General features: G+C 35.2%; 25 protein-coding genes and 1 other annotated feature. Of the genes, 6 read left to right on the top strand and 19 right to left on the bottom strand.

Going from position 1 to position 21,108, the window contains the following annotated elements; genetic code table 11:
• Positions 1-6: 6 nt before the first annotated feature.
• From ESZ47_RS00550 to ESZ47_RS00465, 18 genes are all read right to left on the bottom strand, one after another.
• Complete coding sequence (locus tag ESZ47_RS00550; RefSeq protein ID WP_148603800.1) at positions 7-1,089, bottom strand: EpsG family protein; 1,083 nt, start codon at positions 1,087-1,089, stop codon at positions 7-9.
• Positions 1,086-2,036: a glycosyltransferase family 92 protein gene (locus tag ESZ47_RS00545; RefSeq protein ID WP_148603798.1), complete on the bottom strand. Its 951-nt coding sequence runs from the start codon at positions 2,034-2,036 to the stop codon at positions 1,086-1,088. Before ESZ47_RS00545 ends, ESZ47_RS00550 begins: the two co-directional genes overlap by 4 nt.
• Positions 2,020-2,931: a glycosyltransferase gene (locus ESZ47_RS00540; protein WP_148603796.1), complete on the bottom strand. Its 912-nt coding sequence runs from the start codon at positions 2,929-2,931 to the stop codon at positions 2,020-2,022. Before ESZ47_RS00540 ends, ESZ47_RS00545 begins: the two co-directional genes overlap by 17 nt.
• On the bottom strand, positions 2,928-3,905 hold the full coding sequence (locus tag ESZ47_RS00535; protein ID WP_148603794.1) for a glycosyltransferase: 978 nt from the start codon (positions 3,903-3,905) through the stop codon (positions 2,928-2,930). Before ESZ47_RS00535 ends, ESZ47_RS00540 begins: the two co-directional genes overlap by 4 nt.
• A complete protein-coding gene (locus tag ESZ47_RS00530) occupies positions 3,905-4,819 on the bottom strand; it encodes a glycosyltransferase family 2 protein (protein ID WP_161595270.1) in 915 nt (304 codons plus the stop codon). The genes ESZ47_RS00535 and ESZ47_RS00530 overlap by 1 nt, the downstream gene beginning before the upstream one ends.
• Positions 4,813-5,592: a glycosyltransferase gene (locus ESZ47_RS00525; RefSeq protein WP_148603790.1), complete on the bottom strand. Its 780-nt coding sequence runs from the start codon at positions 5,590-5,592 to the stop codon at positions 4,813-4,815. The genes ESZ47_RS00530 and ESZ47_RS00525 overlap by 7 nt, the downstream gene beginning before the upstream one ends.
• A gap of 52 nt (positions 5,593-5,644) precedes the next feature.
• Positions 5,645-6,286, bottom strand: coding sequence for a sugar transferase (locus ESZ47_RS00520; RefSeq protein ID WP_148603788.1), 642 nt, complete (start codon positions 6,284-6,286; stop codon positions 5,645-5,647).
• A gap of 31 nt (positions 6,287-6,317) precedes the next feature.
• Complete coding sequence (locus ESZ47_RS00515) at positions 6,318-7,088, bottom strand: CpsD/CapB family tyrosine-protein kinase (protein WP_148603786.1); 771 nt, start codon at positions 7,086-7,088, stop codon at positions 6,318-6,320.
• Positions 7,089-7,104: 16 nt separating this feature from the next.
• On the bottom strand, positions 7,105-8,001 hold the full coding sequence (locus tag ESZ47_RS00510) for a YveK family protein (RefSeq protein WP_148603784.1): 897 nt from the start codon (positions 7,999-8,001) through the stop codon (positions 7,105-7,107).
• 22 nt (positions 8,002-8,023) lie between these two features.
• Complete coding sequence (locus tag ESZ47_RS00505; protein ID WP_148603782.1) at positions 8,024-8,794, bottom strand: tyrosine-protein phosphatase; 771 nt, start codon at positions 8,792-8,794, stop codon at positions 8,024-8,026.
• Between the two features lie 105 nt (positions 8,795-8,899).
• The gene (map, locus tag ESZ47_RS00500) at positions 8,900-9,688 is read right to left on the bottom strand and encodes a type I methionyl aminopeptidase (protein ID WP_148603781.1); all 789 of its coding nucleotides are present in this window, start codon (positions 9,686-9,688) and stop codon (positions 8,900-8,902) included.
• Between the two features lie 95 nt (positions 9,689-9,783).
• Positions 9,784-10,746: an LCP family protein gene (locus ESZ47_RS00495; RefSeq protein WP_148603779.1), complete on the bottom strand. Its 963-nt coding sequence runs from the start codon at positions 10,744-10,746 to the stop codon at positions 9,784-9,786.
• 130 nt (positions 10,747-10,876) lie between these two features.
• Positions 10,877-11,506: a uracil phosphoribosyltransferase gene (gene upp / locus ESZ47_RS00490; RefSeq protein WP_148603777.1), complete on the bottom strand. Its 630-nt coding sequence runs from the start codon at positions 11,504-11,506 to the stop codon at positions 10,877-10,879.
• A gap of 136 nt (positions 11,507-11,642) precedes the next feature.
• Positions 11,643-12,995 carry a branched-chain amino acid transport system II carrier protein gene (gene brnQ / locus ESZ47_RS00485; protein WP_148603776.1) on the bottom strand — a complete coding sequence of 451 codons (1,353 nt, stop codon included), beginning with the start codon at positions 12,993-12,995 and terminating at the stop codon, positions 11,643-11,645.
• A 370-nt stretch (positions 12,996-13,365) separates the two neighbouring features.
• On the bottom strand, positions 13,366-13,785 hold the full coding sequence (rplT, locus tag ESZ47_RS00480; protein WP_148603774.1) for a 50S ribosomal protein L20: 420 nt from the start codon (positions 13,783-13,785) through the stop codon (positions 13,366-13,368).
• Positions 13,786-13,829: 44 nt separating this feature from the next.
• Positions 13,830-14,027, bottom strand: a complete 198-nt coding sequence (rpmI, locus tag ESZ47_RS00475; protein WP_002815120.1) for a 50S ribosomal protein L35 — start codon at positions 14,025-14,027, stop codon at positions 13,830-13,832.
• Between the two features lie 65 nt (positions 14,028-14,092).
• Positions 14,093-14,632: a translation initiation factor IF-3 gene (gene infC, locus ESZ47_RS00470; RefSeq protein WP_341872645.1), complete on the bottom strand. Its 540-nt coding sequence runs from the start codon at positions 14,630-14,632 to the stop codon at positions 14,093-14,095.
• Positions 14,633-14,645: 13 nt separating this feature from the next.
• Positions 14,646-14,770, bottom strand: a sequence feature (ribosomal protein L20 leader region).
• Positions 14,771-14,781: 11 nt separating this feature from the next.
• Positions 14,782-15,432 (bottom strand): DUF1361 domain-containing protein, encoded by a 651-nt coding sequence (locus ESZ47_RS00465; protein ID WP_148603770.1) that lies wholly within the window; start codon positions 15,430-15,432, stop codon positions 14,782-14,784.
• A gap of 289 nt (positions 15,433-15,721) precedes the next feature.
• Here ESZ47_RS00465 and pnuC point away from each other — a divergent pair, with 289 nt between their 5' ends.
• The 4 genes from pnuC to ESZ47_RS00445 all read left to right on the top strand — a co-directional run bounded on the left by pnuC (position 15,722) and on the right by ESZ47_RS00445 (position 18,168).
• A complete protein-coding gene (gene pnuC / locus ESZ47_RS00460; RefSeq protein ID WP_148603768.1) occupies positions 15,722-16,516 on the top strand; it encodes a nicotinamide riboside transporter PnuC in 795 nt (264 codons plus the stop codon).
• Between the two features lie 96 nt (positions 16,517-16,612).
• Positions 16,613-16,786, top strand: a complete 174-nt coding sequence (rpmF, locus tag ESZ47_RS00455) for a 50S ribosomal protein L32 (protein WP_148603767.1) — start codon at positions 16,613-16,615, stop codon at positions 16,784-16,786.
• A 73-nt stretch (positions 16,787-16,859) separates the two neighbouring features.
• Complete coding sequence (locus ESZ47_RS00450) at positions 16,860-17,492, top strand: copper homeostasis protein CutC (protein WP_148603765.1); 633 nt, start codon at positions 16,860-16,862, stop codon at positions 17,490-17,492.
• 40 nt (positions 17,493-17,532) lie between these two features.
• The gene (locus tag ESZ47_RS00445; protein ID WP_148603763.1) at positions 17,533-18,168 is read left to right on the top strand and encodes an NAD-dependent epimerase/dehydratase family protein; all 636 of its coding nucleotides are present in this window, start codon (positions 17,533-17,535) and stop codon (positions 18,166-18,168) included.
• 56 nt (positions 18,169-18,224) lie between these two features.
• Here the strand turns inward: ESZ47_RS00445 and ESZ47_RS00440 are convergent, their stop codons facing one another.
• Complete coding sequence (locus tag ESZ47_RS00440; RefSeq protein WP_148603761.1) at positions 18,225-18,539, bottom strand: SemiSWEET family transporter; 315 nt, start codon at positions 18,537-18,539, stop codon at positions 18,225-18,227.
• A gap of 198 nt (positions 18,540-18,737) precedes the next feature.
• Between ESZ47_RS00440 and ESZ47_RS00435 the strand changes: the two genes are divergently transcribed.
• On the top strand, positions 18,738-19,307 hold the full coding sequence (locus tag ESZ47_RS00435) for a redoxin domain-containing protein (protein WP_148603759.1): 570 nt from the start codon (positions 18,738-18,740) through the stop codon (positions 19,305-19,307).
• A gap of 10 nt (positions 19,308-19,317) precedes the next feature.
• Positions 19,318-21,012 (top strand): FAD-dependent oxidoreductase, encoded by a 1,695-nt coding sequence (locus ESZ47_RS00430; protein ID WP_148603757.1) that lies wholly within the window; start codon positions 19,318-19,320, stop codon positions 21,010-21,012.
• The last annotated feature ends 96 nt before the right edge of the window (positions 21,013-21,108 follow it).

The following is a 21,108-nucleotide window of genomic DNA, read 5'->3' as shown; positions in this document are numbered from 1 at the left end:
TACTTTTCATACAAGATGTACATAGTGTAAAATATTTTGAAACACAAAACTATTTTGAATACCGCCTATAAATACAAATATGAATATAAAATATAAGCTTACAAAACAAATATTTTTCTTATTATTTATACTTACTTTTTCATTGATTATGGACATTAAAATGATCATGCCCATCATGCCCTCTCGAAGAACTCTGTCATATTGATTTGATAACACAAGTAATGGAATTCCAATCATGGTAACAGAAATAAAACTTAAAACAATGGTTACTGTCTTATCTTCAAGAAGAAATTCATTATTTTTTAGCAAATAAACTAAATATATTAATGGAACTACAAACACCATTAATAATAAAATTGTAAACAAGGAAAATCCTGTTGCATAAAGTGTAGCAATATTATCAGCAGATTCACTGTTAGATGATATACTATTCAACAAATTAGATAGTATAACTGATACTCCAGTTGTAGATGAGAAAATTAAAGCAGTACCAACAGCTGAGTTTAATAATAGTGCACTAACAAAAGTTTTTATCTCCCACTTTTTCACTAAAAAACAAACTAAAGGAACTAGAAAAAATAAGTATCCACTACTATGCAGTCCTGTGCCTAAAAAAATAAAAAATGTTGATACCGCATAATTTAGCATTCCTCGTCTACGCAGAAAAGAAATTCCTAAAATAACGAAAGAAATCATTCCAAAAGAACGTAATTGTATTGTCTCAATAAAGAATAAACCTAAAGAAAATATTAACCAATAATACTTAGCATTTTTCGTCAACCTATAAACACCGACAAACATAACAAGAAAAAATATGGAAATCAAAAGTAACCGTACTTGTGAATAATCAAAATTATAATGAATAGTTGCATCTGTAATTCTCTGATATAACCATTCAAAGCGAGAAGTGTATCCTAAAAGTTTATTTTGATATTCTCCCTGATATGCTAGATAATCTGCCGTGGTCGTAGGATCAGGAAGACCACTTAAGTAAACTAGAGAGGCTACCAAAAACAAGGAAATAATTGTCCATTTTCCACGAACTTTATTAAAAAATATATTTATCCCAACTACAATTAGGTAAATCATTTCATACTCCGCTTCTCTTTGAGTTTTTGTATTATTGCATCTATTGAATTATCGCTAACAGCATTCTGATCATGATCCAAAAAATCATTTTTTGTTCTTTCTACGCCATCATGATCAGCAAAACCTCTATTTCTCTTACTTTCAAACTCTTCCCAACTTTTGGAATAATAGTGATTAATTCTAAACTTTGACTTTGGCATAGGTAATGCGCTAGTAATATTAGTTTGGGGATATCTTCTTAATTTTTCACCTTTTTCATTCACTGTTTGCCCAAAAACATCAACCCAGTGCGGGATAGGAACATTAAGAAAATGGTCTGGTCTGACTATAGGTTTACTATCAGCAATCCAATTGTCTTGAGCATGCATTCTAAAACGATCAAGAACCAGACCCTCTTCATACTTTAATCTTCCCGAAGAGCCAAATACCATCCAACCTAAAATAACTTGTGACACATTGCTATCAAGAGACTTCAAAAAATCAATAATGCTTTGTTCTGTAATAGAAACTAAAAATTCATCTGCATCTAATATTGCTATCCACTTAGTATCATATTGATAGCTATTTAGAGCATGTTCATAAATCACAAGTTGTTGGCTCTTTCCTTCCCATTTAGTGTAAGTCACAAAACCTTCTTTGATATACGGCTCTAGAATTTCTAACAAATTATCGGTGGACCCATTATCATATATATAAAAATGATCAACACCTATCATCAAATGATAATCCAACCATTCATTTACGTATAAAGATTCATTTTTGATTGTTACTACAATACTTAGAAAATATTTTTGATTTTTAATGCCAACATGTTCTTTAGTTAATATCTTTAAAATTTTGGGGATATATTTTGGAAAATGAACAATATTTCTAATTTTCCACTTCAAATCATAGGACGTTTCAATTAAGAATCTCTTAGTTTTAGACATTTCAATCTTTTTTCTCATTCACATCAATCCTTATAGATTTTTTACTTTTAAGATATTTTTGAAAATAAACATCTCTAGCAGTATTATATCTTAGCCCATCATATATGCCCTTATATGCTGACACAATTTTTTTTATTGGTGAACTAAACAAAAATATCTGTCTGGTATTGGCAATTACACGTAATATTGGAATAAAAGATGGTTTAAAATAACGTTTAGCCATAATTATCCCATTTCTCGAAATATAATATTGCCGGAATGATGAGTGATCAGTGGGAGACAAGCCTTTTTTAATTCCTAATAATCTCTGCAATAACGGTCTATTATTTATAGGATCACCTAAAGAGTGTTGAAAAGTAATTTGATTTGCTTGCATAATACGATAGCCAACACCACTTAATCTTTGATTAAAATCATTATCTATGTTGTCAATAAAAAGCTGTTCATCAAATCCTCGAACTTTTCTCCAAGCCAGTATTCTCACTAATCCTCCTGAAGTAATAGTATATAAATTTTCTACTACATGTTGTTCATGGTGTGTATCTGCTTGTTTTTTATCAATAAATCTAGCAGCTAATATAGCAGTTCTTGCTTGATTAAACTCTTCTAATTCCGTCAATTTTTTAACAGTATTTTGTTCTACAACAGAATCTTGATCTAAGGTAAGCACCCAATCATATTTTTTTAAATCAAAAAATTCAATACCTTTATTTAAAGCCGCTGCTATACCCAAGTTCACACCAAGGCGTATGATTTCACATTTAAATTTCTCTGACAATAATCCTATGTCTTTAATGTTTTCGGACCCATTATCAACTATCAGTAATTTATCTACTTGATCAGTAACGGCATTTATGTTTTTTAACAACAAGGCAATGTTTGGATTATACGTAACAATTACTGCTCCAATCATTGTTTCTCCTTTGCCATAGTGTTTTTCCCTACAAACATCAATTCTCTAAATATTGCTACTCTGATTTTAAATAGAGTGATATCTTTTTTTATACTCTTCCAAATTTTATACCGTGTTACTATATTTGTAGCGTTTTTCATAGCATAAATATTTTCAAAATATTTATATTTAATCAACAAAATATTATATTTTTCTTGATTACTGATTAACCACTGATACACTTTCATATTATCATTTAACATCGCTTCCGCTATTGTAAACAGATTTTTAACACGATATTTCAGACTTTTACTCTTATTCGATGCTCCTACCAAGTTATTCCCATGTTGCCGATAGTATAACAATGGTTCATCGATTTGAACCAGATCTCCAACTACAGATATTAATAGCGCAATGAATGAGTCATGCATATTAATTTGTGACTGCCACTCAAGTGGTATAGAATCAGATATCTTTTTAGCAGCAAAATTGATAGCAAATGCAGCTCCTGTAACTCTATAGTTCCAAGCAAAAAATTTGTAATCAGCTTTACTTTTCCAATCATACTTATCGGACATTTTCACTTCTGTTGACCTACCCATTGCATCTGAAATCCATAAGTCTGAGAACAGACCAATAGGGATTTTCTCATCAATATTTTTGTTTTCATAATGCTGAAGAAAACGTTGCACCTTATTTTTAGGCCAAATATCATCTTGATCGCTAAAAAAATAAAGGTCTGCTTTTTCAGCTTTAGACAAAATTTCAAAAAAAGAACGCTTTACTCCCAAATTACTATCATCGTTGTTTAATACTTCAACTGTTGGATACCTTGAAATCATTTCTAAAGTTCCATCTGTTGATTTATCATCTCTAATCAATAATTTTAAGCAAAAATCTATATTTACTCCATCTTGATTTAAAATTGATTCTATCTGTGTTTGAAGATATTTTTTTCCATTATAAGTCGACATCAAAACAATAATTTTTTTCACTATCTTATCTCCCTTACAAATTCTTTGGGACTTAAAATCAACCCCCAAAAAACACCCCAAATCAAGTGACTTGTTTTAGAAATACTACTCTTTTCTAATAACGAATATACAAGTTGAGAGGCCAAAGTCACAAACACCTCCTTAGTTATTCCGTTAATTTTGCCAAAATGTATTTTCCATAACCATATGTTATTTCTCCCAATATAATAACGCCTCTTAGGAGAATGATTTGATAAAAATATTTTTTTTCCAAAAAAGTTTCTCTCAATTTTATTTCCTACTGGATGAACCAAGTGTACATTGTTTATTCTGAAAACATCGTATCCCCTCTCGATAAGTCTAAAGCTAAAGTCTGTATCGACAGCATCAATAAAAAATTTTTCTCTCATCCCTCCGACCTCCATCAATGCATCCATAAAAATGTAACTTCCTGATGCAATTGGTTTTGCAGCTTTTCTAATTAGTCCCACTGTATTTTTATTTTTGGGAAATTCAACAGTTATTTTAGAATCTTGTCGATTATAAATTCTAGGTTCCAAATATTTATTAGTATTCACGTCTAATACATTTGGGACAATCATCCCCACTGATGAATTTAATTTAGCGTTCAACATGGCAGGAATAAAATTATTAGATATCTTAGAATCCTGATCAAACAAAAAAATCCCCTTCGCATTTTTTTTCTTGGCAAATACTATTCCAACATTCTGAGCCGTTGCTATACCTAAATTATCTTCTAGTTGAATTAAAAAAACATGTTCATTTATCAGATCAGAAATAAAAGCTTTCTTTGTTCCATTGTTGACTAAAATAATATTACTATTTTGCAACATTAAATGATGAACTAAACTTTTTAGTTTTTCTAAATCAGGATTAAATAGGATAATAATAGACCACACATTATTGTTCACCATAGCGCCCATCCCCACTTATGCATATATTTATACAAACTCTGTAACATTATCCAAATGTACTTTATATTTTTTCCATTTGCTCGTTCCCAACTATGTGTAACACTAGCGATTGGGACAAACATAGCAGAAGAAATTTCATTTACCTTTCTGGTCAAATCAGAATCTTCATAGTACATAAAATAGCGTTCATCAAATCCTTTAATTTTTTTGAAAACATCTGTTCTCATAAGCATAAATGACCCTGAAGCATTTTCGATAGGTAAAATTTGATTGTATCCTGATGCCAAATTAATAAATTTTTCTTGACGTTTGCGTAAGACATTTGCACCCGCAAAACGTATTGCGGCATCTAATACAGTCGGTCGATTTCTAAATAAATGTTGAATACTGCCGTCTTCATTTAATATCAATGGCGATAATAACCCTACACTTGGATTTTTATTCATATAATCAATCATAATTTTTAAAGATTGACTATCTTTAATCCGTATATCAGGATTAACAATAAAATGATATGTTGATTCAAGTTTACTTAGCACAACATTATGTCCAAATCCAAAACCTCTATTTTGAGAAGGAATTATTTCTATTTGTGCGTATCCCATACTTCGTACAATTTCAAGAGTTTTATCAGCAGATTCATTATCTACTATGAATATTTTGTATGAAAAAAGGTTATCTACTGCTGAAATAATTGAAAGTAGCGTACTCTTGATTCTATCTTGATTGTTATGAGTCACAACAGTAAATGACAAAGAAGGTTTATGTTCCAATTGCTATGTTCTCCCACTTCTCAAATAAATAATTACAAAACGTTAAAAACTTTCACAGCTTTTTTTCGTTTCTAACAACATCGTCTTCTAATTCACTATTATTATCAATAACTGTCTCTTTAAACACACCATCACGCTTCAACACAGACACAAAGGTTTCAATTGTCAGTAACATATCTACTCTCAAGCTAACTAATGCCGCATACTTAGCATCATAAGCAGCCTTATCTTCATCAGAAAGATTGTTACGTCCATTCACTTGTGCCAATCCTGAAATACCAGGTAAAACTGTATCAGCGCCATTGCTTTTACGCAATGCTAATACTTTTTCATCAGTTTTAGCCAGCGGGCGTGGGCCAATGAAGCTCATATTCCCTTTAACAATATTCCATAGCTGAGGCAATTCATCAATCGAAGTTTTTCTGATAAACATACCAAAAGGTGTTACGTAACTAGTAATATCTTCAAACTCAGAATTAGCTTTAACAGGTGCTTTATCCGTCATCGAGCGAAATTTATACAAATTAAAAGGCTTAGAGCCTTTTCCGTATCGTTCCTGAATAAAAAGTGCTGGTCCTTTAGAAGTTAGCTTAACAATAATGCCAATAATAATTAGTGGCAGAAGCAAGATAATTAGTGCGGGAACCGCTAACAATAAATCAAGTATTCTCTTAATAACTCTTCTATAGAACAAATTTCTCTCTCCCATCTCTCATAGGTAATCGTTACTTATCCTTGGTGTCCCCATAACCATATCCGTAACCATAGCCATAACCGTAACCAGCACTCCCCTTCTTTTTACGGTTCTGATCATTATAGATAAATCCTAGCAAAGGTGCTTCCGCAATCTTTAGAATTTCATTGGTTCGTTGCAGAGCACCCTTGTTCGTCTTACCACCGTTAACAACAATGGCGACCCCGTCCATTTTAGACATTAGCACTTGCGCATCAGTAACCATTAAGAATGGTGGTACATCAAAAATGATGATGTCATAATGTGACTTAATTTGCGTGATAAGATTCGTCATACGTCCTGAACCAAGTAATTCAGCTGGGTTAGGTGGAATAGGTCCTGATGGCATAACATTCAGATTATCCATTGAGGTACGGTGAATAATGGCGCCAACTTCTTTATCTGAATCCCCAAGATAATTTGTTAAACCACTAGCATTTTTATTTAAGCCAAAAGTAACGGCTACAGTAGGCCGTCGTAGATCAGCATCTACAAGCAAGACTTTTTTACCTTGTTGTGCATAGGCAACGGCTAGGTTAGCCGTAATTGTTGATTTTCCTTCTGAAGGCAATGCCGAAGAAACAAGTAATGTCTTAATTTCACCTTTAGCTACAGAGGCGAACTCAATATTTGTTCGCAGGGTGCGGAACTGTTCCGATACTGGGTTCTTTGGTTCAGCTGCTGTAATCAATCGTGCGCCTTTGGTCATAGTCTCAGCTGAAAGACCATCTTTACCAACTGTGTGTCTACTAAATAAACTCATTATGATCTCCTAATCTTTAATCGTGATCCAAACGGCTCAAACGTGACCGTGGCGTCCTATTATTGTTATCTGATGTTGATACTTCAACCTTTGGAGACATACTGAAATGCTTGATTGGCTTAACGTGACCAATGACACCAAGATTCGTCATACCAAATGCTTCTGACACTTCGTCTGGTGACTTGATAGTTGTATCAGATAATTCTTTGACCAACATATACAAGAATGTCAATCCACCAAGGATAACTAACCCTGCTAAAGTAAATAATTTAACGTTTGGTGCAACTGGTTGTTTGCTAGCTTTAGCAGAATCAATAATTGACACGTTATTAATTTTCATGAAGCCACCAATTTTGTCTTTAAAGACATCAGCTACTTCATTAGCAACGTCAGCAGCTAACTTTGAATCTTTCGACTTAACATTAATTGAGAATACTTGTGAGTTTTGTTGGCTACTAATAGTAACCATATCCTTCAATTCATCAACAGACAATTTATACTTTTTCTGTGTAGATGGCTTGGTGATTCGCTTCTGAGCAGGTGTGACCAAACGTTGTGTGCCATCAGCTAAGGTCTTATAGACTGCATCCTTAGCCTCTTGCACAACAATTGGTTCAGGATTTTGCAATTGCTTAGAAACGGTTCCCAAAACATTACTAGAAATAATTAGATTTTTATATGTATTAATCAACTGCACATCAGCTTGTTGGTCAGATAAGTTCGCTGTTGCATTACTTGTATCATCTGCCGCTCGGTTGACTAACATACTCGTTGAAGCACTATATGTAGGCGCAATGACGAACTTTGCAATACTGAATCCAACAGCTGCACCAATAACTGCCATCACAACAATTGATAAAAAGTGTTTTCGAATGATTTGCCATAATTGACGTAGTTCAAGAACATTATTCATGATTTATTAATCTCTCTATTCTCTAAAATTTATTAAAAAACTTGCGTTTGACAATTGGCTCTGGCACTAAGGCTGTAACATTGTTACCATCCAATATAGCCTCAGCATTGTGCTCAAACAACTCTTGGTAATCTCGCCCAAGTTGTTTTTCCAACTTTACCATGGCTTCTGCCATTTCATAATCTCGGTTAGGCAAATCATGAGCATCAGACACAAATACATGTGCCAAATGGCGGTTCACGATTTCTTCAGCAAATTTTTCAACTTTTTTACCGAAAGTACCAACATAGGAACTAGCTGTCACTTGAGCGATCGCCCCCGACTCAATTAAATCAAACAAAATACTTGGTGTTGACATGATTTTTGTATTACGCTCAGGATGAGCAATCTGTACCGTAATACCACGCTGCATAATCTGAAAGATCATGTCCTTACTATATGTAGGTACATCGTCATCAGGAAATTCTAGCAAAAGATATCGATTACTTTCATCCGCAAACAAAATATCATCATTATCGAGTGCTTGTAATAAGCCACCATTAATGCGTACCTCTTGCGATGGAAAGACCTGTAAGGCAACATCATTGCTATCTAAGTGCTTTTGAAATTCTGATGTCAATGCAATGACATCGTCTTTATGATTCATATATTGCCCGTTCATATGATGTGGTGTCATTAATGCAGCTTTAATCCCACTATCCACAGCTTCTTTAGCCATTCGAATTGAAGCGCGTAATGATTTTGAACCGTCATCTATGTTGGGCAACAAATGACTATGTAAGTCTATTAGCATATACTTTCTCCCCAAACAAAAAAGGATTGCGTTAACGCAAAAAGAGCGTTATCCCCAATCCCCGTATTTAACTGTAGCATAAGTTTGATTACAAAAATATGACAATTATAGAAAACGTTTATCATATTCTGGATCTTGGCTAGTTAAAATCTTCGGTCCATCTTTTGTTATAGCTAATGTATGTTCATATTGTGCAGACCATGAACCATCGGCGGTACGTACTGTCCAACCATCAGCTTCTGTATGGTCAGTTTCGACTTTCCATCCGCCTAAGTTAATCATTGGTTCGATGGTAATCACCATCCCCTCACGTAAACGAACACCATGGCCTGCTTTACCATAGTGCGGTACGTTAGGTTCTTCATGCATCGTTGGTCCAACGCCATGACCAATGTACTCACGTACATCACCGTAATGGTGTTCAACTTCCGTATATTGTTCAATAGCATGACCAATATCACCCACGCGATTGCCCACCAGTGCTTGTTCAATCCCTAGATACATAGACTTTTTAGTCACGTCCATTAACTTTTGCACTTCTGGAGTAACTTCGCCGACGGCATAAGACCATGCTGAATCAGATACGGCTCCATTTAAACCAACGACAGTATCGACTTTAACAAGATCCCCATTCTTAAGTTTTAATCCTTTACGAGGCAATCCATGAGCAACTTCATCATTAACACTGATTGTTGTTGCATACTTAAATCCTTCGAAGCCGATTTGTAGTGGTACACCACCATGGCTTTCGATATATTCTCGTGATTTTGTTTCAATTTCCCATGTATCAATACCTGGTTTGATCAAATCACGCAACATATGATGCATTCCTGCGATGATAGCGCCAGATTGTCGCATTGCTTCAATTTCTCGAGGTGATTTTAATTGTATCATTAGTTACTTCTTTCTCATTTTTCAATATCTATTTTATTATACATATAATGATGTAAAATAAAAAGTCCTTGATTTTCAAGGACTTTTACAAGATATTATTCTGACATTTGCTCTGTAATTGCTTTATGAACACGATCAATTTCTGTTTGACTCATCACTTCAGTTGAACCTAGTCCAGAAATACTTTGCGTTGTACCACGCATCTGATCTTGATTGACCGTATTAAAAGCATCTTGATAACTTAAAGCCAAATTTTTCATTGATTTGGTAGACACATCTGTTTGTACATTATTTGAGATAGTTGTCAACAAAGTATCATTGAATAACGTGCTAACTTGAGCTGAATTTTTCAATAGTGCTCTAATAACTAACTGCTGGCGTCGCTGGCGACCATAATCACCATCTGGATCTTCATGACGCATACGTGAAAATGCTAATGCTTCTTCCCCGTCCATATGGTATGTTTTACCAGATACGAAAGAATATTGATTCTTTGAATCAGCTTGTGTGTCATCGCCTTCTGTCGTGAACGTTAATGGTGAAGTCACATCAACACCACCAACAGCGTCAACCATTTTAACTAAGCCACCCATATTAATCAGTACATAACCACCATTAATATCAATATCCAATAAATCCTCTACAGCTTTCGTAGCAGAATCAGCGGAACCATAGGCATAGGCTGCATTTATTTTCATTTGTTGATTATCCACCGTTACCAAAGTATCACGTGGAATAGATGTCATTGTTGTTGTTTTTGTTTTGGGATTGATTGTCATGACAATCATGGTGTCTGTACGTCCTTTATATGAACGTCCAATTTCTCCTGTATCAGTACCTAAAAGAAGATATGAAACTGGCTTTTTGCTGTTTGTTAGTTTATCAGCCGCCTTAGTCGTTGTCGATGTTTTTTGCATTTTAGTGATAGTATGGTTAACCTTGGTGTAGGCATAGACGCCTAATCCGGCACCAGTAATGAACAACAATCCAATAATTATCAAAATGGTATTGCGCACACGATGGTGTTTCTTTGGACGAACCTGTGATCGACGTTTCATATTTTAAAGCTCCTTTTAGTCTCTATACATAATCGTGATATATTGTATCACACTGACTTCTGGTTTGCTTTCTTTTTCATTAGTGAAAAAAATGATCTATTACTTAAAATAGATCATTTTTTGATTCACTTTACATGGTACCAAACAGACGGTCCCCTGCGTCACCAAGACCTGGAACGATGTACCCTTGTTCATTCAAGCCCTCATCAAGTGAAGCCGTATATAAATCAACATCGGGATGAGCATCTTGCACGGCTTTTACACCTTCTGGTGCAGATACCAAGGTAATTAACTTGATGTGTTTTGCACCACGCTTTTTCAAAGCTGAAATAGCATCTTTCGCTGAACCACCAGTGGCCAACATTGGATCTACTAATAGCACATCACGTTGATCGATATCTTCTGGCAACTTGATAAAGTATTCAACTGGTTCAAGTGTATCTTCATCACGATACATACCAATATGACCAATTTTAGCTGCTGGAATAAGTTGCACAATACCATCAACCATACCTAATCCAGCTCTTAAAATGGGTACAACAGCTAGTTTTTTACCAGCCAATTGTTTCTTGACAGTCTTTGTAACAGGTGTCTCAACTTCAACATCTTCCAGTTGCAGATCACGACTAGCCTCATAAGTCATCAACATCGCAATTTCATCAACTAGCGCACGAAAATCTTTCGTCCCAACGTTTTTATTACGAATCATTGTGAGCTTATGTTGGATCAAAGGATGATCCATGACAACAAATTTTCCCATGATATTTATATGAACGAACATACTTCACTAATTTTTAGCAAAGATACATTCATTTTTCCTTCCAATTCATTTTACTATATAAAAGTATACCAAAAAAAATGAATGGACGGATAATTTTCTCATCTTGAAATGGCTATTAATCAAAAACTGTTACTGATTTACGACTTGTCAATAGATATGCACCTGCACCCAATACACTACCTATTGCGGCTGGCACAACCCAACCAAAGCCTAATGTGGCAAAAGGAATCAACTGGTGATATGTGTTAACTAAGCTTTGAACGCTACTTAATGTTGCTAAAGGCGAACTAGCTAATGCATCAAGAAATGCCGGAACAGTAACAGACGCAACAACGAAACGATAAACTACTGCAGATTTCTTAAAGTACTTATTAAAGAGTGACAACAAAATCAAAACTAAAGCAAATGGGTACAACAACATCAATACCGGCACTGACCAAGCAACAATATTTGTCAATCCAGCATTAGCCGTCACAAAAGATCCAAAAGCAATAACACGCAACCACCAGAGATAACTCACCTTTGGAAAGACACGGTGTAAATCTTGCGCAAACGAAACAAACAAGCCCATAGCTGTTGTAAATACAGCTAATGTCACAATCACACCTGTTAACGCCGTACCAAAATTACCCATGTAATGTGCAACAATCTGCGCAAACGCTGCGCCACCGTTATCAGAAGCTTTAAACATTCCCAAGCTCGTTGTACCAACTAATACCAAAGCAGCATACAACACAGCTTCAGCAACAATGCTAAGCAAACCTGCCTTTGCCAATACTCTAGAGACTTGTTCCTTTTGAAAACCTAATCCTCTAACTGCATATACAACTGAAACAGCTAATGCTAATAATGCAATGCCATCCATAGTATTATAACCATCTAAAATACCTTGGAAAGCGGCATTACTTTGATAAGCTGAACTAACTGTCTGGTGTGTCCCACCCATGGGTAAAATCAAAGACAAGACGAGTACCAACAATAATAATCCCAAGAACAGTGGATTCAAATATTTTCCTACCCACTTTAGTAGTCCAGATTCTTTAACTGTCAAGAAATACGCCAAACCAAAGAATACTGCTGAAAATAGAAACATCACTAAACCTTGATATTTAACTGGAACAAATGGTGCGATACCCATTGAAAATGCAGTTGCTGCTGTACGAGGTGTACCAAAGAATGGTCCAATAGTTAAATGAATAGCCACTAGAAAAATCGTTCCAAACCAAGGAGCAACAGGCTTGGCTATATCATAAACACTTTGACTATTTGTCAAACTAACAGCTAACATTGCCAAAAATGGCACAATCGTTCCGGTAATCAAGAAACCAACTGTAGCTGGAAACCAATTACCACCGGATAATTGTCCAAGCTGAACTGGAAATATTAAATTTCCTGCTCCAAAAAACATGCCAAATATTAATGAAGCAACTAGTACTAATTGCTTCCACGTTAATTTTTTCTCAACCATTATTTTCTCCTAAAATATATTTATACGCTAATTATTTTAAACAAACTAAGTTTTTATTGACAACATGCCAAAGCTCCCCTATCTATCAATCAAAATAAAAAGACTAGCTACTAAATTATTTAGTAGCTAGTCTTTCAACATAATCAATCAGCTACCTATCATTGTTATAAAATGATAGGCACCTAAAATTTCAGCACTTATCATTAATTAATAATAATGCTGATAATAATTTGTTCAGTTGTTGCTAATTGATATGTCATTTTAATTTCTCACTTATTTAATAATACTATTAAAACAGGTTCTAGTTATTTTGTCAAATAATTATTTAACTAAAATAAAAAACGCCAATGGCGTTTTAAAAAAAATAATATTAACGGTCAACTGAAACAGTTGTTTCAACTGTTGCGGCGTTACGTGCAGGTACCAAAACGTTTTCAGATGACAATGCTGCCTTAGCTTGGTCAGCCAACTTTGAAAATGTATCAAAGTCAGAAACAGCAATTTCAGCCAACATCTTACGGTTCAATTCAACACCTGCCAATGTCAAACCATGCATCAACTTTGAATATGACAAACCGTTCATACGTGCTGCTGCGTTGATACGAGCAATCCACAACTTACGGAAGTTACGCTTTGTGTTCTTACGATCACGGTAAGCGTACAAGTAAGACTTGTAAACTTGTTGCTTAGCAACCTTATAATTAATACGACGTTGTCCACGGTAACCCTTGGCCAACTTAACAAACTTTTTACGACGTGCGCGTGACACTGTACCACCCTTAACTCGCATGGGTATTTCCTCCTAGAAATTAAATAATTAGACGTACCTTGAAATTAGAGCGTGCTCAACATCTTAGCGTATGTCTTTACAGTCGTTGAATCCATCATGCGTGTACCACGCAATTGACGACGTTGCTTCTTTGTCTTACCGTGGAAACGGTGTGAAGTATAAGCTGAAGCTGACTTCAAGCCACCATTGGCTGTCTTCTTAAAGCGCTTTGCTGATGCGCGGTGTGTCTTCATCTTTGGCATGTGACCAATTCTCCTACTTTACGATTTTTGTTTATGCTTGCTATAACAAGCAGTTAAACACTAAATTACTTGGCATCGCGTGGTGCCAAGACCAAAAACATTTGGCGGCCGTCCATTTTGGCACGTTGTTCAACCTTGGCGATGTCATTAAGTTCTTCAGCCATGCGGTCTAAGACCTCACGTCCAATGTCTTGGTGAGTAATCATACGACCACGAAAACGCAAGTTAAGCTTAACCTTGTTGCCTTGTGACAGGAACTTGATAGCTGCTTTTTTACGTGTTTCGAAATCTCCAGAATCAATCACTGGCGACATACGAACTTCTTTAACTTGAATGATTTTTTGGTTTTTACGTTGTTCTTTTTGCTTTTTTTGCGCTTCGAACTTCGCTTTACCCCAATCCATGATTTTAGCAACTGGAACTTCTGCATTAGCTTGTACCAATACCAAATCCATGTCTGAATCATTCGCTAACTGTTGTGCGTCACGTGTTGACATTTCTTCTTGCTTACCATTGTGAATAAGCAAAACACGTGGGGCGCGGATATTTTCGTTGACTAAATCAACTTGTCGTGGTTGACGTGCTATTGTCAGGCACCTCCAAATTTATTTTGTGAATCAAGAAGAAAAAATGGGCAAAGAACTTAATCTTCACCCACTTCTACACTTGCAGTACTTTCGTACAACTGTATCTGCCAAGAAACGTTGTCACTTGGCGAGAAGCGGGTGCTTCTACTTGTTCAACACATATAATTCTACTCGTTTTTCTCATTCTTGTCAACAATATTGTAAATTAATGAAATACCAAAGTGACTAATCACTAAGATAGCAAATTGTACCCCAGCAAATAATAAAACAAAGGCTAACATATGCATACTTGTCGATGACACAACTAGTCTTGCTACCGTATGCGTTTGTGTGAAAACATCCCAAGAATTCAAGCGTAAAAATCTACCCAAATAAATACCTACACTAGCAAGTAACGATAGTGCAAATAATAGTGTCAGTTGCCATATTTCATGTTTTTGACGGAAATAATACTTTAGCATCAACTCAATACTTAACATCCCCAGTACAACACCAATGAAGACCCCGGCCGCTAAAACAGCATAATTAAAGTACTGCATTCTTACTGTCAATCCAATACCGATATACTGCAGATGGATAAAATCTGTAATCATGTACATGGTATTGGGATAAAACAATAACCACAACAAACTGAAAATCACTTGTACAACTCGATGCTTACTGATATTGACCAGAATTGCAAAATCTAACGGTAGTAAAGCTAAAAAGATGTTCCAATTTAAAAAAGTAAAATGAGTTGGTGTCATTAACACAAAAACAAAAAATAATAGAACAATCAGGTGTATTGCAAGTACGCTGATTACATTTTGTCTTTTCATAGGCATTACCTCAACAAACTTTTATAGCTTCATGTAAAAAATATTTACAAAGCAATAATATTATAACATGGACGATAATTGTCTTTTACACAGATTTCTTAACACGATTTAAATTTTGTGTTGTACACTCAAATTGCAACAAAAAATAAAAGGGGAAAAAATGATCAAAAATACTCTTATCATAATTCATTCAGAATGATAGATATTGTAGGCATATCTATCAAATCAAATTCATACGAAAGGTGCAGTGCTGCCAAATCGGTACCTATCACTGCAAGTGTCATATTCAATGTATTCACAAAAAGTTACTTTTAAAGATTTATTTTCTATTAGGTGGTATGTCCATCAAATGTCTGGATGGACAAAAACATCCTACACATTACTCCTAATCGGCTACTTAGTTATTACCTACAGTTCTTTCTTGGCCGGTTCACCCATTAACCATTTAACATGGTGGACATTCGTAGCCGCTATTTTAGGATTTACGACAACATTAGCCATTACTAATGCGCGTCCCTTAAATGGTGTTTTTGGTCTATTATCTGCTATTATTTATATCGCCATGGCATTGCAAGCTAACAACCCTGCCGATGCTGTGTTACAAGCGGTGTATATTGTTTTATTAGACATCCCTGTTTTAGTTATGCCTGGTTGGGCAGTTGATGTTGAAAAACGTATTCGCTTTATCCACGAAACAGATCAACGTGGTGAAAAACATGGTAAAACATTCTGGTACCCTGTCCTCATCGGTGCCGCAGTTATTGCTTTTATTGCAGCCTACTTATTTGAAACACAAGTGTTGCACACTCCTCGTCCAATCGCTGATTCGGCTGTTTTAGCTACTGGCCTCGTTGGCGCCCTACTGACTACTTTTCGTTTTTCAGAAGCATTCGTTATGTGGCTTGTTCAAGGAATTGCTCAAGTTTTTCTATGGGGATTGACTGCTGTACACGGCGATGCCAACTGGGTGCTATTTTTGACCTATATGCTCTATGTTGGTAATGACTTAATTGGTGTGTTTCAATCATCATGGTTTCATCACAAGGTTTATACTCAACAAATCATTCAATCTAATGTCAAGTAAATTTGCTTGACAGTTATCATCAATGGCTATTGACAAATGCTTTAAATTTCGTTAAACTTGACTAGTTGATAAATTGAAGCGAAAGGAGGTGCTCTTATGGCTACCCCATCAAACAAAAACTCAAAGTCTCACAAGCGTAATCGTCGCGGTCACATTGGTTTAAACGTTCCAAATATCGTTTTGGATCAAACAACTGGTGAATATCGCGTTTCTCACCGTGTTTCACCTTCTGGTGTTTACAACGGCAAGCAAGTTGTTGATAAAAAGTAACACATTAACATTGATACTCGTTCATCATGAACGAGTTTTTTTGTTTTAATAAGGAATAATTTAAGAATTACTTATGATTAAAATCAAAGAAGCTGCAGTTGATTCAGTTCAGGCTGCTCGCACAATGATCTCTCGCGGTGCTAATCGACTTGAATTAAGTGATCGATTAGATTTAGGTGGCATTACACCTGATACAAAAACAATTATTGATACATTAGAAGTTTCCAATAAAATCCCAGTGGTCATAATGGTTAGACCTCGTGGTGGAAACTTTGAGTATAATGAAACCGAAATCCATCAAATGTTAGATACTATTCAAATAATCGCTGATGTTGGTGGTGAAATTGTTACTTTTGGTGCCATAGTTCAAGATGATTTAGATTTTAGCACCATGATGACTTTAATTGAATTTGCTCAGACATTGAATATACAAGTAGTCATGCATATGGCTTTTGACGATATTGCAATCGAAAAGCAACAGTATGCAATGAATTGGTTATATAATCAAGGTATATCTCGTATTTTAACACACGGTGGTGCTATGGATTTGGCTGTTACAGAAACCTTAGTTCACCTGCAAACACTAATTCGCAATGCTCCTGCTGGAATGACAATTTTACCTGGCGGTGGTATCACGAAGTTAAACGCAAATACGATTGCCAATAAATTAGGTGTCCGTGAATTGCATGGCACACAAATCGTTTAGTGGCGATAACTTGATGCTATGTTGATTAAGGAGAACAATAATGGGTGATAAAAAAGTAGTTGTCGTTGTTGGTGGTACTGGCTTTGTTGGTCAAGGTATTCTAGCAGCCTTATCGGCAGAAAATTTTGAATTACATAGCTTTTCACGCCATCAATTTAACTCTCAAGATCCAGAAAATCACATCGTTTATCATGCTGTCAATTTAAATCATCCTGGTGAATGGCAAGATATCCTCAAAAAGGCGGACTGGGTTATTGATGCTGTTGGTATACTGTTCCCTAATCCATTTAAAAATGTAAATTACAAAAATAGCAGCGTTGAGCCTGCTCAAAAGTTATTGAATGTACTGACTACAGCTGATAAAACTAAGTTTCTTTTTGTGTCGGCTAATGCCACCCCATTCTTTTTAAATGCTTATCTAAAAGCAAAATTAACTGTTGAAAACACTGCCAAAACATTATTAGGTGAACGCGCATATAATGTTTTCCCGGGTATTGTATATGATAAATCTAGAATGTATTCATATATTCCGGCTATTATTTTAAAGTTCGTTCAGAGTATTCCTGGATTGAGATTTTTAAAACGTTATCGCCCAGTGAGTCGAGAATATTTCTCAAAAGAAGTTACTCACATTATTCTTGGACATCTCAGCGAATTAAGTCAACGAAAATATTAATTATTTTAAAAGCGCCCACCCTTAACGGTGAGCGCTTTTCTTATCTTTTTATTTAATTAATGAATATAAACAGTTATTACTGTTACTATTCCAAAAATGACCCCAGGAATATTGGCTAAAATTACTGGCCAATCTTTGTATGTCTTGAGCCAACCATATGTTACCCATAAAGTAGCGTTAACAGTAGCACAAAGTGGTTGTAGCACTGAAACAGGATGTCCGGATAAATTAGATGTAATTTGAGGAATATACGAAATATACATCAAACAACAAAAAACTACCGCTACCTTACTTAATAGTTTCAAAAACTTGATTCTTTCTTGACTAACTTCTTTTCTTGACGCTTTCGGGACATAATTGTCGTAATTCATTGGATTCCTTTCATTTTTAAATACAATGCAATAATTATAACATTATGTGATTTTTATGTAAAATACGCCACAAATAAAAAATTTAAGCCTATAAGAATCATTTAACCTATTTAATTTAAAATGATTCTTGATTTTTAAGATTAAATAGTTGTATAATGAAATTAGTTTAGAATTATTCTAATAAGAAAAGGAGAAATTATGACAACTAATTTTATCGATTCAGAGATTATTGACTTTAAGGTTAATGCGTATCAAAATGGTGAATTTTCAGAAATCTCAAAGCAAGATACATTGGGCAAATGGGGGATTTATTTCTTCTATCCAGCCGATTTTTCATTTGTGTGCCCGACTGAGTTGGGTGACCTAGCTGATCACTACACAGATTTCCAAAAAGTTAATGCTGAAATCTATTCAGTGTCTGAGGACAGCGAATTTGTACACAAAGCTTGGGCAGAAGCTACTGATACAATTGCAAAAGTGAGATATCCTATGTTAGCCGATCCCGCTGGTAAATTAGCTCGTTTCTTTAATGTACTGGATGAAGAATCTGGATTAGCTTTTCGAGCCGTGTTTATAGTTGATCCTGAAGGAAAAATCCAATCATACACGATTAATAACATGGGTATTGGTCGAAATGCTGAAGAAATTTTGAGAACGTTAGAAGCCGCTCAATTTGTTGCCGAACACGGTGATCGTGTTTGCCCTGCTAATTGGCATCCAGGCGAAGATACGATTACTCCTAGCTTAGATTTAGTCGGTAAACTTTAAGGGTTATACCATGACTGAACCTCATATTTACGACACAATTATTATCGGTGGTGGACCTGCTGGTTTATCAGCAGGTATATACGCTGGACGTGCAACACTGGATACGCTGATTATTGAAAGTAATCAAATTGGTGGACAAGTTACCACAACATCAACAGTATCAAACTACCCTGCTGTTGAGACAATTGATGGTACAGCTTTAGTCAATAAAATGCAAAAGCAAGCTGAACAATTTGGTGTACAATTTGTTTTTGATGCTATCAGAGATTATGATTTTACTGATGAACCAATCAAAACAGTTACCGGTAAAAAAAATATCTATTATGCACGTAGTATAATTATCGCTACAGGTGCTCAACCACATAAAGTCGGTTTTAAAGGTGAAGATACCTTTCGTGGTCGCGGTGTAGCGTACTGTTCTACTTGTGATGGTGAGCTTTTTAGCGGTTTAGAAGTATTTGTCATAGGCGGTGGTTATGCCGCGGCTGAAGAAGCAGACTATCTTACAAGATTTGCTCGTCATGTGACTATCGTTATGAGATCTGATGACTTTACTTGTCCACCCTTAACAGCCGATCTAGCACAACTAAATCCTAAAATTACTATTTGGCATAACACTGAAATTATTTCGGTTGAAGGACAAAATTATTTAACAGATGCTACTTTTTTGAATAATAAAACTAAAGAAAAAATAGCTTATCATGTTGAAAATAATAACCGCACTTTCGGTATTTTTGTTTATGTTGGTACTGACCCACAAACAGAGTTATTTAAAGACAAAATCAATTTGGATAGTGATGGCTACATTGTCGTTAATCAATCAGCCCAAACCAACATTATGGGTGTATTTGCTGCTGGAGATGTCACTTCAAAACCATTACGACAAATTGTTACAGCAGCTTCTGATGGCGCAAATGCCGCTACTAGTGCTGAAGTGTTTGTTGCTAAACAAAAACGCGCCTTAAACATTCCAATTAATCGTTCAACAAAAAAAATCACCAGCAAAAATTCTATTGGTGAAACCAGTCGGTTAGATACAGAAACATCTCCCCTTATTGCAACTCACGTTGGACAATGGTTTTCAAAAGAAATTATTCAAAGTTTAAAACCAATTTTTAATAAATTAAATCAAGATATTGTTCTCTATCAACTAACTGATGACTCCGCTAAAAGTCATGAACTTTCGTCTTTTTTAGAAGAATTTAGTCAGTTAAATAAGCATATTCATTTCAAGGTAGTACCTACTGACCAAGAGTTAGAAGAAAAATATCAAGTACAGCGTATGCCTCATTTCAGATTATTAACTGCTAACTATCAGGATACTGGCATTGTATTTAGTGGTATTCCTACCGGCCATGAGTTGAATTCTCTTGTACTAGCAATTTATAACACTGTTGGTCCTGGACAATCAATTGATGAACAATTAGTGAAACGCATCAAAAAACTACCAAAAGCTGATTTAACTATTGGTGTTTCATTAAACTGTCATTTTTGCCCAGATGTTGTAGCTGCCTGCCAACACATTGCTGCAATAAACAACCAAATTTCTGCAGAAATGATTGATTTACAATTATTCCCAGATATTCGTGAGGCTCACCATATTATGAGCGTGCCAGCAATGTTCATCAACAACAGTCCCAATGTTATTTTTGGTAGCCAATCACTAGAAGAGATTGTCAAAGCTATGGAAGCTACCGTAAAATAATTTACACAAATCAAATAAAAGCAAATCACTTTAAACACTAGCGATTTGCTTTTATTTTACCTCCGATACTGAAGAACTAGCATATCGTTACATGAT

Origin of the sequence: Leuconostoc litchii, from assembly GCF_008107645.1 — a bacterium.
GTDB lineage: Bacteria > Bacillota > Bacilli > Lactobacillales > Lactobacillaceae > Leuconostoc > Leuconostoc litchii.
Note: the sequence above shows the minus strand (reverse complement) of the source record. Positions and strands in the feature narration are given on the sequence as shown.